The 13,373-nt window shown below is 71.7% G+C and carries 16 protein-coding genes; 7 read left to right on the top strand and 9 right to left on the bottom strand.

Going from position 1 to position 13,373, the window contains the following annotated elements; translation table 11 throughout:
- Nucleotides 1-84 precede the first annotated feature (84 nt).
- Nucleotides 85-999, top strand: a complete 915-nt coding sequence (locus tag C8E96_RS27160; protein WP_133794815.1) for a hypothetical protein — start codon at nucleotides 85-87, stop codon at nucleotides 997-999.
- A 28-nt stretch (nucleotides 1,000-1,027) separates the two neighbouring features.
- Nucleotides 1,028-2,002: a hypothetical protein gene (locus tag C8E96_RS27165; protein ID WP_133794817.1), complete on the top strand. Its 975-nt coding sequence runs from the start codon at nucleotides 1,028-1,030 to the stop codon at nucleotides 2,000-2,002.
- Between the two features lie 9 nt (nucleotides 2,003-2,011).
- Here the strand turns inward: C8E96_RS27165 and C8E96_RS27170 are convergent, their stop codons facing one another.
- Nucleotides 2,012-2,419, bottom strand: a complete 408-nt coding sequence (locus C8E96_RS27170) for a winged helix-turn-helix transcriptional regulator (RefSeq protein ID WP_091369916.1) — start codon at nucleotides 2,417-2,419, stop codon at nucleotides 2,012-2,014.
- A gap of 107 nt (nucleotides 2,420-2,526) precedes the next feature.
- Here C8E96_RS27170 and C8E96_RS27175 point away from each other — a divergent pair, with 107 nt between their 5' ends.
- A complete protein-coding gene (locus C8E96_RS27175) occupies nucleotides 2,527-3,429 on the top strand; it encodes an alcohol dehydrogenase catalytic domain-containing protein (protein WP_091369918.1) in 903 nt (300 codons plus the stop codon).
- 51 nt (nucleotides 3,430-3,480) lie between these two features.
- On the opposite strand, the gene C8E96_RS27180 is transcribed toward C8E96_RS27175, so the two are convergent.
- The gene (locus tag C8E96_RS27180; RefSeq protein ID WP_228769652.1) at nucleotides 3,481-3,945 is read right to left on the bottom strand and encodes a MarR family winged helix-turn-helix transcriptional regulator; all 465 of its coding nucleotides are present in this window, start codon (nucleotides 3,943-3,945) and stop codon (nucleotides 3,481-3,483) included.
- On the bottom strand, nucleotides 3,942-4,562 hold the full coding sequence (locus C8E96_RS27185) for a DJ-1/PfpI family protein (protein WP_091369921.1): 621 nt from the start codon (nucleotides 4,560-4,562) through the stop codon (nucleotides 3,942-3,944). Before C8E96_RS27185 ends, C8E96_RS27180 begins: the two co-directional genes overlap by 4 nt.
- A 63-nt stretch (nucleotides 4,563-4,625) precedes the next feature.
- Between C8E96_RS27185 and C8E96_RS27190 the strand changes: the two genes are divergently transcribed.
- From C8E96_RS27190 to C8E96_RS27200, 3 genes are all read left to right on the top strand, one after another.
- Nucleotides 4,626-5,675 carry a GDSL-type esterase/lipase family protein gene (locus tag C8E96_RS27190; RefSeq protein WP_091369923.1) on the top strand — a complete coding sequence of 350 codons (1,050 nt, stop codon included), beginning with the start codon at nucleotides 4,626-4,628 and terminating at the stop codon, nucleotides 5,673-5,675.
- A 35-nt stretch (nucleotides 5,676-5,710) separates the two neighbouring features.
- Nucleotides 5,711-6,214, top strand: coding sequence for a hypothetical protein (locus tag C8E96_RS27195; protein ID WP_091369925.1), 504 nt, complete (start codon nucleotides 5,711-5,713; stop codon nucleotides 6,212-6,214).
- A gap of 287 nt (nucleotides 6,215-6,501) precedes the next feature.
- Nucleotides 6,502-6,951 (top strand): GNAT family N-acetyltransferase, encoded by a 450-nt coding sequence (locus C8E96_RS27200; RefSeq protein WP_091369927.1) that lies wholly within the window; start codon nucleotides 6,502-6,504, stop codon nucleotides 6,949-6,951.
- Here C8E96_RS27200 and C8E96_RS27205 read toward each other — a convergent pair.
- From C8E96_RS27205 to C8E96_RS27220, 4 genes are all read right to left on the bottom strand, one after another.
- A complete protein-coding gene (locus C8E96_RS27205) occupies nucleotides 6,937-7,395 on the bottom strand; it encodes an Lrp/AsnC family transcriptional regulator (protein WP_091369930.1) in 459 nt (152 codons plus the stop codon). The two genes, C8E96_RS27200 and C8E96_RS27205, sit on opposite strands and share 15 nt — an antisense overlap.
- On the bottom strand, nucleotides 7,392-8,522 hold the full coding sequence (locus C8E96_RS27210; protein WP_091369932.1) for a M24 family metallopeptidase: 1,131 nt from the start codon (nucleotides 8,520-8,522) through the stop codon (nucleotides 7,392-7,394). Before C8E96_RS27210 ends, C8E96_RS27205 begins: the two co-directional genes overlap by 4 nt.
- A gap of 71 nt (nucleotides 8,523-8,593) precedes the next feature.
- Nucleotides 8,594-9,850: an MFS transporter gene (locus C8E96_RS27215; protein ID WP_091369934.1), complete on the bottom strand. Its 1,257-nt coding sequence runs from the start codon at nucleotides 9,848-9,850 to the stop codon at nucleotides 8,594-8,596.
- Nucleotides 9,847-10,413, bottom strand: coding sequence for an ArsR/SmtB family transcription factor (locus C8E96_RS27220; protein WP_091369936.1), 567 nt, complete (start codon nucleotides 10,411-10,413; stop codon nucleotides 9,847-9,849). The genes C8E96_RS27215 and C8E96_RS27220 overlap by 4 nt, the downstream gene beginning before the upstream one ends.
- A 73-nt stretch (nucleotides 10,414-10,486) precedes the next feature.
- Between C8E96_RS27220 and C8E96_RS27225 the strand changes: the two genes are divergently transcribed.
- Nucleotides 10,487-11,419: a 5'-3' exonuclease gene (locus C8E96_RS27225; protein WP_091370225.1), complete on the top strand. Its 933-nt coding sequence runs from the start codon at nucleotides 10,487-10,489 to the stop codon at nucleotides 11,417-11,419.
- Here the strand turns inward: C8E96_RS27225 and C8E96_RS27230 are convergent.
- Both C8E96_RS27230 and C8E96_RS27235 read right to left on the bottom strand, forming a co-directional pair.
- Nucleotides 11,403-11,996: a class I SAM-dependent methyltransferase gene (locus C8E96_RS27230; RefSeq protein WP_091369938.1), complete on the bottom strand. Its 594-nt coding sequence runs from the start codon at nucleotides 11,994-11,996 to the stop codon at nucleotides 11,403-11,405. The two genes, C8E96_RS27225 and C8E96_RS27230, sit on opposite strands and share 17 nt — an antisense overlap.
- 135 nt (nucleotides 11,997-12,131) lie before the next feature.
- Entirely contained in the window at nucleotides 12,132-12,827 is a 696-nt protein-coding gene (locus C8E96_RS27235; protein WP_091369940.1) for a DUF4333 domain-containing protein, read from the bottom strand.
- Between the last annotated feature and the right edge of the window lie 546 nt (nucleotides 12,828-13,373).

A 13,373-nucleotide genomic window follows, 5' to 3' on the forward strand; every position in this document is an offset into this window, starting at 1 on the left:
AGGCGGTGCCAAAAATAGAGCCCACTAGGGTTCTGCGGCATGCGGTGGTTGTGGGTCGGCAGGGGCGGTGGGTCGGAGCCGAAGGTGGTTCGTGCCCCACGGTGGCCTGATGCGGCGCTCGCGGCCGCGGTCGCCGAGGCTGATGAGGGCAGGGTTCGGGCCGCTGGAACGGTTCTGGCCGAGTGCCGCACGGACGCCGAGTTGCGCGCTCACCGCGTCGACGTTCTCGCGGAGCGGCTCGTCGGGTTTGGTGAGCGGGTCCTCGACATCGGGGTGCAGGCGCGGGATTCGGACATGTTCTTGTTGGCGGGCGCGATCTTCACCAAGGAGGCGTGGGCGATCCGTGGCACCGGGTTGTCCGCCGCCGTGGGTGAGAAGCGGCTCCGGGTGTTCCACGCGCATCTGACGCAGGCGGTCGTGCCGCTGCGGCGCGCGGCTGATCTGCTCGCCGATGACCCGGTGCCGTGGTCGGAGATGTTCCCGGTGAGCCGCGGGCTGGAGTTCGACCGCGCCCACAAGGACCAGTTGTGGTCCGAAGTGGACAGACGGTCGCCGCTGCTGGTGTCGGCCAACGACAGCCGGGTGCAGACGCTGGCGCCGAAGTGGGGCAACGACGACGAGTCGGAGATGCTCACCTTCGCCCGTGAACGTGTGGCGATGGCCCCGAACGGCCACCCGGTGGTCGCGGTCCTGGTCTCGGCGGTGTTCGAGACGGCCGCGCACCACGACCGACGGGTCGGCAACGTCGGACGGTTCTGCCTCAAGTGGCGCGACGAGCTTGTCGAGGCGTCGGCCAAGCTGCTCGCGGGAACGCTGGCGCTGCCGCGCACCACGTGGGCGCACAACATGTTCGCGGCGATGTTCGTGGCGATGGGCGACTACGAGCACGCTGAGCCGCACCTGCGCGCGATGGACGGCCATGTGTCCCTCGCCGCCTGGGACTGGATCGGCGGCGAGCAGCGGTACCGCACGGCCGCGGCCCGCTTGAGCAACCCCTGACCGCTTGACGAAAGGACGCCCCACCCCCATGCCCTCAGCGCAGCCGCCCGTGACCTGGGATCGGGCGTGGCAGGACAGCGCGCTCTCGGCGGCGATCGCGGAGTTGGCCGAGTCGCGGCTGCGGCCGGTGGCCACCGTCCTCGCGGAGTGCCGTGACCGCCCCGAAGTCCGGTCGCTGCGGGTGGCGGTGCTGGCCGAGCGGCTCGTCGGGCGGGGCCGGGGCATCCTGGAACTGGCGGAGGACAACGACAATCCGGATCTGCTTGTCCTGGCGGGCACGATTTTCGTCCGCGAGGCACTGGTGATCGCGGGCGACGTGCCGATCACGGAGCTGCCCCGCGGGCGGGCGGCGGTGGCGCTGTCGTATCTGCGCAAGGCGGCGGACCCGCTCAACCGGGCGGCCGCGGCCCTGCCGAAGGACGCGGTCCCCGTGGACCACCTGCAGCTCGTCGGGTCGCTGCTGGAGGTCGACCGCGGCCGGGTCGACTCGGTGTGGGCGGAAGCCCAGCGGCGCTGCCCGACCCTGTTCTCCGCGCACCGCAACCGACTCGCGGTGCTGGCAGCGCGGGAGGACCAGTCGGAGATGCTCGCTTTCGCCCGCGGCTGCGTGGACCGGGCCCGCTCGGGTGACCCGCGGCTGTCGCTGATCGCGTCGGCCCACCTGGAGGTGGCGCGGCGGCTGGGGCGGGTGGCGAAGGACGCGGGCTGGAAGGAGCGGCAGGCCGCTTTCTCGGCGCGGTACGACCATCTCGCGCGCACCAGCCCGGCGGTCGCCGAGGTCGGCCGGGCCGCCGAGCGGTGGCTGCGCGGCCCGGTCGGACACCCGTTCGCCCTGGAGATCCACAACGTGTTCGCGGCGGTGTTCGCGCAGGCGGGGCAGACGGAGCTGGCCCGGCCGCACCTGCGGGCGATCGGCACCCGGTTGACGCCGGCGTGGACGATGGTGGACGGGGAAGCCGCCTACCGCAAGGCACTCAAGCGGCACCACCGGGCGGAGCGGTGACCGACAGCGTCAGTTCTGGCGGGCGTCGAAGTCGGAGCGGGCGCCGATGATCAGGTGGACGTGGGTGTCGGACCAGTCCTTGAGCTGTCGGACGATCTCCAGCAGCGAGCCGCCGAGGCCGGTCAGGGCGTAGTCGACGGTCACCGGCACGGTCGGGGTGACCGTGCGGGTGATCAGCCCGTCGCGTTCGAGGGTGCGCAGGGTCTGCGTGAGCATCTTCTGGCTGACCCCGGCGATCCGCCGGGCGATCTCGGAGTAGCGCATCGGCGAACCGTTGTCCCCCAAGGCACACAGCACCAGGGTGACCCACTTGTCGGCGAGCCGGTCGAGGACCTGCCTGCTCGCGCACGTGGCCAGGTAGGAGTCGAACTCGGCCTTGGCCAGGGCCCGGCGCTGCGCCGCGGTCATGGTCGGCATCGCACACCTCTTCGTGAGTTACGCACCTACAGGTGCCTACTTCCCAATGGAGAGCTACCTCCCGCAGGGTAGTCCCTGCACGGACACACCGACAGAGGGAGATTTCCATGCGAGCCGCCGTGATCACCGCGCCCGGGTCCCCGGACGCCATCGAGATCATCGACATCGCCACCCCCGAGCCCGGCGCGGGCGAGATCCGCGTCCGGGTCGCCGCCGCCGGGGTCAACCCCGTCGACCTGCAGACCCGGGCGGGCGCCTTCCACGACCTGGGCTGGATCACCCAGCCCGACCACGTCGGACTCGGCTGGGACGTCGCAGGCACCGTCACCGCGGTCGGCCCTGGTGCGGGCTTCGCCGTGGGCGACCGGGTCGCCGCGTTGTCCGAGGGCGTCGACCGAGCGTTGGGCACTTACGCGGAGGAGGTCGTCGTCCCCGCGGCCGCGGCGGCCGTGGTGCCCGACGGGCTGTCGCTGACCGACGCCGCCACGGTCCCGCTCAACGCGCTGACCGCCGCCCAGGCCCTGGACCTGCTTGGCGCGCCGGAAGGTCGGACACTGCTGGTCACGGGCGCGGCCGGAGGGGTCGGCGGCTACACGGTCGCGTTCGCCGCCGAGCGCGGGTGGCGGGTGACCGGCCTGGCCCGGTCGACCGACGCCGAGTTCGTCACCGCCGCGGGCGCGTCCGCGCTGATCACCGAACCGACCGGCGCCTACGACGCGGTTGTGGACGCGGCGGTCCTGGCCGACGCGGCGGTCGCCCTGACTCGCGACGGTGGCCACTACGTCGGCGTGATCCCGCCCGCGGTGCCCGATGGCGCGGGCCGGGTCCGGACGGAGGCAGTGATGGTCACCGCCGACAGCCCGACGCTGGCCAAGGCCCTCGCCGCGACCGCCGAGGGCACCCTGCCCGCCCGCGTCCACGCGGCGCTGCCCCTGGAGCAGGCCGCGCTCGCGCACAAGGCCGTGGCGGCAGGCGGCACCCGCGGCCGCCACCTGCTCATCCCGAACTGAGCCGACACCCGCGCGACCACACCCGAGTCCGTCGCGGGTGTGGTCGCGCCTTCAGACCTGGTTGGACTCGTCCTCCGCCAACGCCATTCCCAGTCGCCGCATCACTTCCGCTGTCGTTCGCAGTTCCGCGTCCGTGAACTGGGCGGCGACGCGGTTGGTGAAGGCGTGCTGGGCGGCGCCCATGCCGCGGATGGCCTTCCAGCCCGCCTCGCTGGGGCGGACCAGTTTCGCCCGGGCGTGGGCCGGGTTCGGCAGGTACTCGGCGAGTCCCTTGTCCACCAACAGATCCGCTGTTCGCTGGACGCTCTGTCTCGCCATGCCCATTTCGCGGGCGATGTCGGCGACCGAGCGCGGCTGGTCGAGGACGCCACCGAGCACCTGCCACCACGACGGGGTCAGGCCCTGCGGCCGGGAGATGTGTTCAGCCGCGCGAAGGAAGGCGCCGTTGAGGTGGAAGGTGCGCACGATGATGTCGGTCAGCGCGTCACCTCCCGGCGTGCGGGGTTCGGCGCTCACCCGACGGCCTCCATCAGCGCGAAGAACCACTTGGGGTCGCCGGTCGCGTTGAGCTGGTACCACGCCTCGAGCACGTCCGGCTCGTAGACGTCGAGCACCCGGAAGATCTCCCGGGCGAACTCCAGCGGGCTGGCCGCACCCGCGGTGATCAGCCCCTGGTCGACGACCGCGCGGTCGGGCAGGAACCGCGACTCCCCCTGGTACGCGTCCGCCATCGCCAGTTGCTGGGGCGCGTTTCCGGTGTGCGCGCGGGTGTCGAGCAGACCCGCCGCCGCGAGACCGACCGTGGCGCCGCAGATGGCGGCGACCGGGCTGCCCGCGTCGAGCCTGCGGGCCGCCGCCTCGGCGAACGCGGTGTGCTCGCCTTCGAGCCAGGAATCCGCGCCGGGCAACAACAGTAGGGCCGCGCCCTCGATGTCCGCGTCGGCGAGGGTGAGGTCGGGGGTCACGACGAGCCCGCCCATGGTGGTGATCGGCGCGGCCGTCTCCGCGACCGTGCACACCCGGAACTTCCCGGGCTCACGCTGGAACGCGGGGTTGTTGAGGCCCGCCGTGACGTAACCGATCTCCCAGTCCGCCAGGCCCGAATACACAGCTACAAGGATGTCCGAAGTCATGACAGTATCCTGTCATTTTGACAGTGTGCTGTCAAGGTTGATCGGCGGCTAGAATTGACGGTGATGCGACGGTTCCGATGGCCCGCGGCCGCCCTACTCCTGGTGGCGATCCTGATCGGCGGATTCGTCATGGTCGGCGGCGACCCGCCCCGCGCCCCGGCCCCGCCGACCGGTCCCCGGGTGCTCGTCGCCATGGGCGACTCCACGATCTCCGGGGAGTCCGCGGGCGACTACGAACCAGGCACCGACGGCGACGACGGCAACTGGTGCCACCGCTCCACCAAAGCCTCCATCCACCACACCGCCGTGCGCGCGGTCGCCGAGACGATCAACCTCGCCTGCTCCGGCGCCCCCTCGGCCCAGGTCGGCCTCGGCGAGACCCAGCAGTACACCGAGGGCTCCCAGGCCCGCAGGCTCGGCATCATCGCCCGGGGCAAGCGGGTGGTGGCGATCCTGCTTTCGGTCGGCGCCAACGACGATCCCGGCTTCGCCCGGGTGCTCGACGCGTGCGTCCAGGCCTGGTTCGACGAGGGCAAGCCGGGCTGCGCCGAGGCCAACCGCGACGAATGGCCGCGCCGGGTCGACGCGATGGTCCCCAAGGTCCTGGCCGCCATCGACGACATCCGCGAAGTCATGCACCAGGCCGGCTACCAGCCCACCGACTACCAGCTCGTCCTGCAGTCCTACGCCGCCCCGATCGGCCCCGACGCGCTCGCCTCGCTGCGCAACCTCAACGGCTGCCCGTTCCGCGAGGACGACCTGCGCTGGGTGCGCGAGACCGCGGTGCCGCTGATGACCGAGGGCGTGCGCCGCGTCGCCCGCGAGTCCGGGGTGCGCTTCCTCGACCTGTCGCGCGCCGCCGTCGGCCGCGAGGCGTGCTCCAGCGACGATCCCGCGCGGGAGTGGTTCAGCCGCCTCTCGGTCCGCTGGGCCGACCTGCGCGACGAGGCCCGCTCCACCCACGCGCTGCAGGAATCCTTCCACCCCAACGCGGCGGGCCATGCCGCGTTCGGCCGGTGCCTGGGCGAGTTCCTGGCCACCACCGACCGCGCCGCCGCCTGCCTGCCCGGCGCGACCGGTGACTTGCACGCAGCCACCAGCCTCGGCCCCTGACCGGAACCATCCACGGCCCGCCGCGTCCAACGGTCATGCGCGCGCTGCTGATCGCCCTGGTCCTCGTCCTGACGGCGGGTTGCTCAGGAGGACCACCGTCGGACCTGCCGGAGGACTTCGCGGGGACGTTCACCTACACAAAGGGCTCCGTGCCACCGAAGTACCACTACGAGTGGACGCTGACCTTCACCGCGACCGACGCCACCGTGGCCTGGCGGCCCGGCTATGACGAGGCGACACAGCCGTGGACCACCACGACCCCGATCACGGCTGAAGCCCGTGCCACGTTCTACCGGACCCTACGCGACGCGGGCGCCCTCCAAGCTACCTCGACGAACCGCGACGGCGGCGTCGGCGGCTCCACCGGGTCCCTCACCGTCACCGCCGACGGCGAGACCTACGGGTCCCCGCGCCTGGGCACCAACCGCGACAACCACGACCTCCTCGAAGCCATCCATGACGCCGCCGTGGACCTGCTGCCCGCCGCGGTGTGGGATGAGTTCGAACAGAGGCAGCAGGACTGGGGCGCAGGCTCCTGATCGAGCGCACCCTCGTGGTCGCCCTGATCCTTATGGTCGCCGGCTGCACCCCGGCAACGGCCGCGTCATTCCACCAGGGACTCAGACTGTCCCCTTGACCCACCGATGCCCGCGCCGGCATCGGCGGCCCTACCGGCCGGATCACCCTCACCGCCGACGGCGAAACATACGACACCGCCCACCTGGCGGGCGCCGGGCAGTCCTTGCTGCGCGCCGCACACGACGCCGCCGCGCGACTTCGCGGAAAGCGTTCGGCGGCTGACCGGCGGGCGCGGTACAACTCACCGGTGATCCCCGAAGAACTCGACCTCGCCGACGACGCCACCGCGACCGCCGTGCACACCGTCGGCCTGCGCTCCTACCGGGTGGAAGCCGACCTGATCGGGTTCGACGGCATCCCGCCGCTGCACGAGTCCCTTGAGGACATGCGAGCGCAACCCCTGCGCTGGCTGGGTTGCCGCGCCGACGGCGTGCCGGTCGCGTTCATCGCGTGGGCGCACACCGACGTCGTCGACATCGATCGGCTGTGCGTGGACCCGTCCTGGTTCCGCCGCGGCCTGGCGACGACCTTGTTGCGCGCGCTGCTCGACCGCACCGAAGGCGACGTCACCGTCTCCACCGGGGCCGACAACACGCCCGCGGTGTCGCTCTACCAGCGCGCCGGGTTCACCCGGACCGGCACCGTCGAACCCGTGCCGGGCCTCAGGATCGCCACTTTCCGGCTACAGCGCGGGTGAGCGGCCCTCGTACGGCGTGGACAGCACCACGGTCGTGCGAGTCGACACCTTCGCCGCCTCACGGATCTTGCGCAGCAGCTCCTCCAGCCCCGCGGGCGACGCGACCCGCACGAGGAGCACGTAGGAGTGGTCGCCCGCGACCGAGTAGCACGACTCGATCTCGCTGATGTGCACCAGCCGCTGCGGGTAGTCGTCGGGGGCGGCCGGGTCGATCGGCGTCAGCGAGATCAACGCGGTCAGCGGCAGCCCGATCGCCTCGGCGTCCAACCGCGCCGAGTAGCCGCGGATCACCGCGCGCTGCTCGAGCCTGCGCACCCGCTGGTGGACCGCGGACACGCTAAGCCCGACCCGCTCGGCGAGGTCGGTGAAGCTGCACCGCCCGTCGGCGGACAGCTCACGGACGATGGCCTTGTCGATCGGCTCCAACACATTCTCAGCGCTCATGCCGGAAACACCACCAAATCATGCGGCCTGGTGTTGACCGGCTCCACACCGTCGGCGGTGACGACCACGATGTCCTCGATCCGGGCGCCCCAGCGCCCCGGCTGGTAGATGCCCGGCTCGACGCTGAACGCCATGCCTTCCTCGAGCACCAACGGATTTCCGGCGACGATGTACGGGTGCTCGTGCACGTCGAGGCCGATGCCGTGGCCGGTGCGGTGGATGAAGAACTCCCCGAACCCGGCCTCGGCGATGATCTCGCGGCCCACGGCGTCGACCTGCTCCGCGGTCACCCCCGGCCGGATGAAGTCCACGGCGGCCCGCTGCGCCCGCTGCAGGACCGCGTACGTCTCGCGCACGTCGGCGTCGCGCGGCTCGCCGACGGCGTAGGTGCGGGTGCTGTCGGAGTTGTAGCCCTCGGCGATCGGGCCGCCGATGTCGACCACGACGACGTCCCCGGCCTCGATCACCCGGTCGGACAGGTCGTGGTGCGGGCTGGCGCCGTTGGGGCCGGAGCCGACGATCACGAACTCGGCCGCGACGTGTCCCTCTTCGACGATGGCGGCGGCGATGTCGGCGCCGACCTCCCGCTCGGTGCGGCCCGCGCGCAGCCACTCGCCCATCCGGGCGTGCACCCGGTCGATCGCCGCGCCCGCCTTGTGCAGCGCGTCGACCTCGGCGGCGTCCTTGCGCATGCGCAGCTCGCCGATCACCGGCCCGGCCAGCACCTGCCGCGCCGCCGGGAGGGCGTCGCGCAGCGCCAACACGTGCAGCGCGGGCAGCACGTCACCGACGGCGACCTGCCCGGCGTCGCCGAGGAGCCCGGCGACCAGCGCGTACGGGTCCTCCCCGTCGACCCAGGTCGCGACCCGCACGCCGAGGGCTTCGGTGGGCGCCGCGGCGTAGCCGGGCGCCTCCAGCTTCGGCACCACCAGCACGGCCTCGCCCGCGGTCACCACCAGGCAGCTCAGCCGCTCGAACGACTGCCCGGTCGCGCCGAGCAGGTAGGCCAGGTCCGTGCCGGGCGCGATCACCAGGGCGTCGACGCCCGCGGCGGCCGCGGCCGCGCGGGCCTTGTCGAGACGGGCCCGCAAGAGCGCCGGGTCAAGTGAGAGGGCGGTGGTGGACATGATCTGCAGCCTAGGCGCTGTCGGGTAAGTCCGGCGCGCGGGATCCGGGGACAGTGCCTGGTCCAGTGTGCCTACGGGGTCGGCGCGGCGGCAGGCACCGGGCCGGGCTCGGACTCGTGCGCGGACACCGGCGCCGCGTCCATCTCCCGCCATACCGGGAACACCGCCGGGCACACCGTCACCACCAGGTAGGTCACGCCCACCGCGACCAGAACCGGCCCCAGCCCGACCGCCTCGACCGCCACCCCCGCCAGGACCGCGCCCACCGGGCCCCCGACCAGCACGGCCGCGGTGGTCACGCCGATGACCATGGGCCGCACGTCGTCGGGCACACGGGCGAACTCGACCATGTTCAAGATGGGGTTGATCGCGCCGCACAGCACCCCGCCCACCCCCATCACGACCAGGATCGCCGTCAGCCCCGGCTCGGCCGCCATCACCAGGAACCGCGGGCCGCCCACGACAAGGAACGCCACCGTGTAGGTGATCCGCCGCGGCAGCCGCGCCCCGACCCACGCGTACAGCACGGTCCCCAGCATCGCTCCGCCGCCGAACACGCCGGAGATCAGTCCCAACGCGACACTGCTATGCAGCACATCGTTGGCGTAGACGGGAATCAGCACCGCAGCGGCGGCCATGTCCAGCAGGTTGGTGACCATGACCATCAGCAGGATCGCCACCATGAGCCGGTCCCCGCGCAGATACGCGAACCCGCGCCGCAGGCGCCCGAAGTAGCTGCCCTCGACCGCCTCCCCGGCGCCCACGTCGGGCACGGTGAGCCGGATCAGCAGCGCGGAGACGAGGAACGTGGCCGCGTCGACGTAGAGCACCCGCTGCGGCCCGAGGACGGCGATCAGCACGCCCGCCAGCGGCGCGCCGACCATCTTCGCGCCCCGGCTGACCCCGTCGTAGGCGCTGAGCACGCGCGTCGCGTTCGCCCCCGACAACGTGATCAGCGACGCCATCATCGACCAGCGGGCGGTCTCCCCCGGCGTCCTGGTGAGGCCGAGCAGACCCGCCAAGGCCAGCAGAAGCCCGAACGGCAGGCCCGCGGTGGCGAACAGCAGCGGAATCGAGGCCACAACGACCGCCGCGGCGAGGTCGGAGACGACGCTGCTGCGGCGCCTGCCGAGTCGGTCGATCACCGGCCCGCCCGCCAGCGCCGCGACGACCGCGCCCGCCACCTCGACACCGACGACCAGGCCGGTTCGGGCCGGGCTGCCGGTGGTCTGCAACACGAACCAGGGCACAGCCAGGAACGTCATCGTCGTGCCGCACACCGACAGCGCGTTCGCGACCAGCAGGGTGACCAGCGGGGACCGGCTCACTGGTCGGTCTCGATCGGGTAGGCCTGAAACTGCACCGCGAACGCCTGGTCGCCCTCGCCCGCGGGATGCCGGTAGCGCTCCACCACGGCCTCGATCTCGGCGAAGAACCGCCGCGCCTCGTCGGCGCCCATGGGCAGCAGCCAGTCCGACATCGACGACGTGTGCCGCCACGGCTCGTCCCAGGCGTGCCGGGACCGGACGAAGGCGATCGCGCGGTCGCGGTGGCCCTCGATGATGTGGCTCATGTAGGCCACGAGGGCGTCCTGCACCTCGGGGTCGTCCTCGGGCAGGGACCGCTCCCGCAACTCGGTGGAGTCCTGCGCGGCCCGCCACCACCGCTCACGCCGGTTCCCGCGCTCGGTGTCCTCCTCGATGAACCCGGCGTCGGCGAGTTGGCGCAGGTGCCAGCTGGTCGTCCCCGAGCTCTCGCCGAGGCGCTGCGCCAGCCCGGAGGCCGTCCCCGGGCCGTGGGTGCGCAGCAGCCCGAGCAGCCGGATGCGCATGGGGTGGGCGAGGACCTTCAGGCCCTCGACGTTGAGGTGGTGGAAAGTCGGCTGACCCATGACCCGAGCATAGATCGCAGAGACTTCTTTGCAAAGAAGTCTCTGCGATCGTTTTGTGGCAGGCTTGACCCTCGTGAGCGGACCCCTCGTGCTGTTGGACTCGGCAGGGCTGTACTTCCGGTCCTTCTACGCCCTCCCCGAGTCGATGACCTCCCCCGACGGCGTTCCCGTCAACGCGGTGCGCGGCTTCGCGGGGATGGTCGCCCAGATCATCACCGAACGCCGTCCCGCGCGGCTGGTGGCCTGCCTGGACGCCGATTGGCGGCCCGCGTTCCGCGTCGCCGCGATCCCCAGCTACAAGGCGCAGCGGGTGGCCGATCCGGCCAACAACATCGAGGAGGTCCCCGACACCCTCACCCCGCAGGTCCCGATCATCATCGAGCTGCTCGACGCGATGGGCCTGTGCATGGCCCAGGCCATCGGCTACGAGGCCGACGACGTCATCGGCACCCTCGCCGACCGCGAGACCGACGCGCCGGTCGAGATCATCACCGGCGACCGCGACCTGTTCCAGTGCGTCCGCGACGAGCCGACCCCCACCCGGGTGATCTACGTGGGCCGCGGCTGGTCGAAGGCCGAGGTCATCGGGCCGCTCGAACTCGCCCAGCGCTACGGACTGCCGCCCCGCGGCGACGCCTACGCCGACATGGCCGTCCTGCGCGGCGACCCGTCCGACGGCCTGCCCGGCATCGCGGGCATCGGCGAGAAGACGGCGGCGAAGCTGATCAGCAAGTTCGGCTCGCTCTCGGCCCTGGTGGCCGCCGCCGCCGACCCGTCCAGCGACGTCCCCCTGCGGGTCCGGACCGCGTTCGTCGCCGACGCCAAGTACCTTGCCGCCGCACCGAACGTCGTCGCCGTCGCCACCGACGCGCCGCTCGACATCCGGGGCGAGCAGAAGATGCCGACCGAGATCGCCGACCTGGAGCGGGTCCGCGAACTCCAGGAGCGCTGGGACCTCGGTGCCGCGGTCGACCGGCTGATCGCCGCGATCACCGGATCGCGGTGAACGCCACGATCGGCGGCCACGACGGCAGCCGGTCGGGCGTGCGCACCTGCTGGAACTCCCCGCGGGCCGTCTCCAGTACGTCGACGCCACTCCAGCCGGCGGCGCGTCGGTAGATCCAGCCCAGGACGCGGTTGAGACGGGTGTCGTCGGCCAGGCGCATGTCGATCACGAACAGCCTGCCGCCAGGCCGCAGGGCCGCCCGCGCGTTGGCGAGGGCGGCAGGCACGTCCGGGGTGGCGCTGACGGAGAACGCCGCCAGCACCGCGTCGAACCCCGACACGGCCAGCGTGGTGGCGTCGCCCTGACGGACCTCGACGTTGTCCCATCCGTGCTTGCGCACCATTTCGGCGGCGCGCGCGACCATCTCGGCGCTGTGATCGATCGCGAGCACGTACCCCCCAGGCCCGACGGCCTCGCGCAGAATCGGCAGATCGGGTCCGGCGCCGCAGCCGAGGTCGAGGACCCGATCGCCCTCGGACAGCTCCAGCGAGTCCCGCACCAAGCTGACGAACCGCGCGGATCGCGGCCAGCTCGTGCCGACCTTCGCGCGGCCCAACCAGTTCCACAACTTCGCCATGTCTTCCCCCAGTTCTCGTTCCAATGCAGTCGCATCGTATCACGATGCAATGCGACCGCATTGGAAACGGGGGGTGGAAACAGCTCGGGCGCGTGACCGGCTTGCGGTCACGCGCCCGAGAGCGAAAGTCAGGGACTACTTGTCGCTCGGCGGAGCGACCTCGTACTCGCCGTTCTCGTTGCGGACGGTGATGTTCACCGTGCGCTTCTCACCGGCGATGGTGGCCTCGCAGGTGAACTGGCTGTCCTTCTTGACCGCCTGGTCCGACGGGCAGGTGACCGACTCGACCTTCTCGATGTTGTACTTGTCGGTCAGGATCGACTTCACGCCCTCCTGCACGGCGGCCTGGTCGAAAACCTTGGTGACGAGGAAACCGGGCTTGAAGAAGCCCGTGACCGCGAACGCCCCCGCCAGAAGCACAAAAACGACGACGGCGATCCACAGACCGGTGCTGCTCTTCTTCTTCGCCGCGCCGGGGTATCCGCCGGGAGGCGGGTAGCCGCCCTGCTGGTGGGGCTGCTGCCCGTACGGCTGCTGCTGCTGGGGATAGCCACCCATGGGGTACTGCTGCGTGGGCTGCGGCTGCTGGCCGGGCTGGCCGTAGGGCTGCTGCTGCTCGCCACCGGGCGCGCCGTACGGCTGCTGTTCACCGCCGGGCTGGCCGTAGGGCTGCGGCTGCCCGTACGGCTGCTGCTGCGGGTACCCACCGCCCTGGGCGGGGAACCCGCCAGACGGAGTGCCGGGTGGTGTCGGACCGCCACTGTAGGGCGGCTGCGGCTGCCCCCACTGCTGCGGATCATTCCCACCGGACGGCCCGTAAGGGCTGCTCATGTCTCGCCTCCGCCTGAATCGAGGTCACGCGCCCAATGCCCGAACATCGAACACCTCTGGGCGCGATCCAACCACAGCCGGCCAGTCAACCCCAGCCTGGCCGGCGGCGTGTTCACCACACCGCAATGAGGTGGCAGCTGATCACACCAGTGCCTTGACCGCCACCTCACAGCCGATTCGCGCCGGCTCGTTCGCAGGCCGGTGGGCTTGGTGGCGGCTCGTTCGCGCACCGGTGGGCTTGGTCGCCAGGTCGTTCGTGCACCGGGCTTGGTCGCCAGGTCGTTCGTGCACCGGGCTTGGCCGCCGGGTCGTTCGCGCACCGGGCTCGGCCGCCAGGTCGTTCGCGCGCCGTTGGGCTTGGGCGTGGCCGCTTCGGGCTCGGGGGTGCGCTGACTGGGTTCTTGTGGGCGGGTGCCTGTTTGGGTGGTTCGCCTTGATTCGGGGACCCCTCGAAATGGGCCTGTGCGGGTTAAAAGGCGAGGTCAAAGGAACCTCACCCGCACCGCGAGTTTAGGCCCATTTCCCCCGAATCAAGGCGAACCACCC

Source organism: Actinokineospora alba (genome assembly GCF_004362515.1).
Lineage (GTDB): Bacteria > Actinomycetota > Actinomycetes > Mycobacteriales > Pseudonocardiaceae > Actinokineospora > Actinokineospora alba.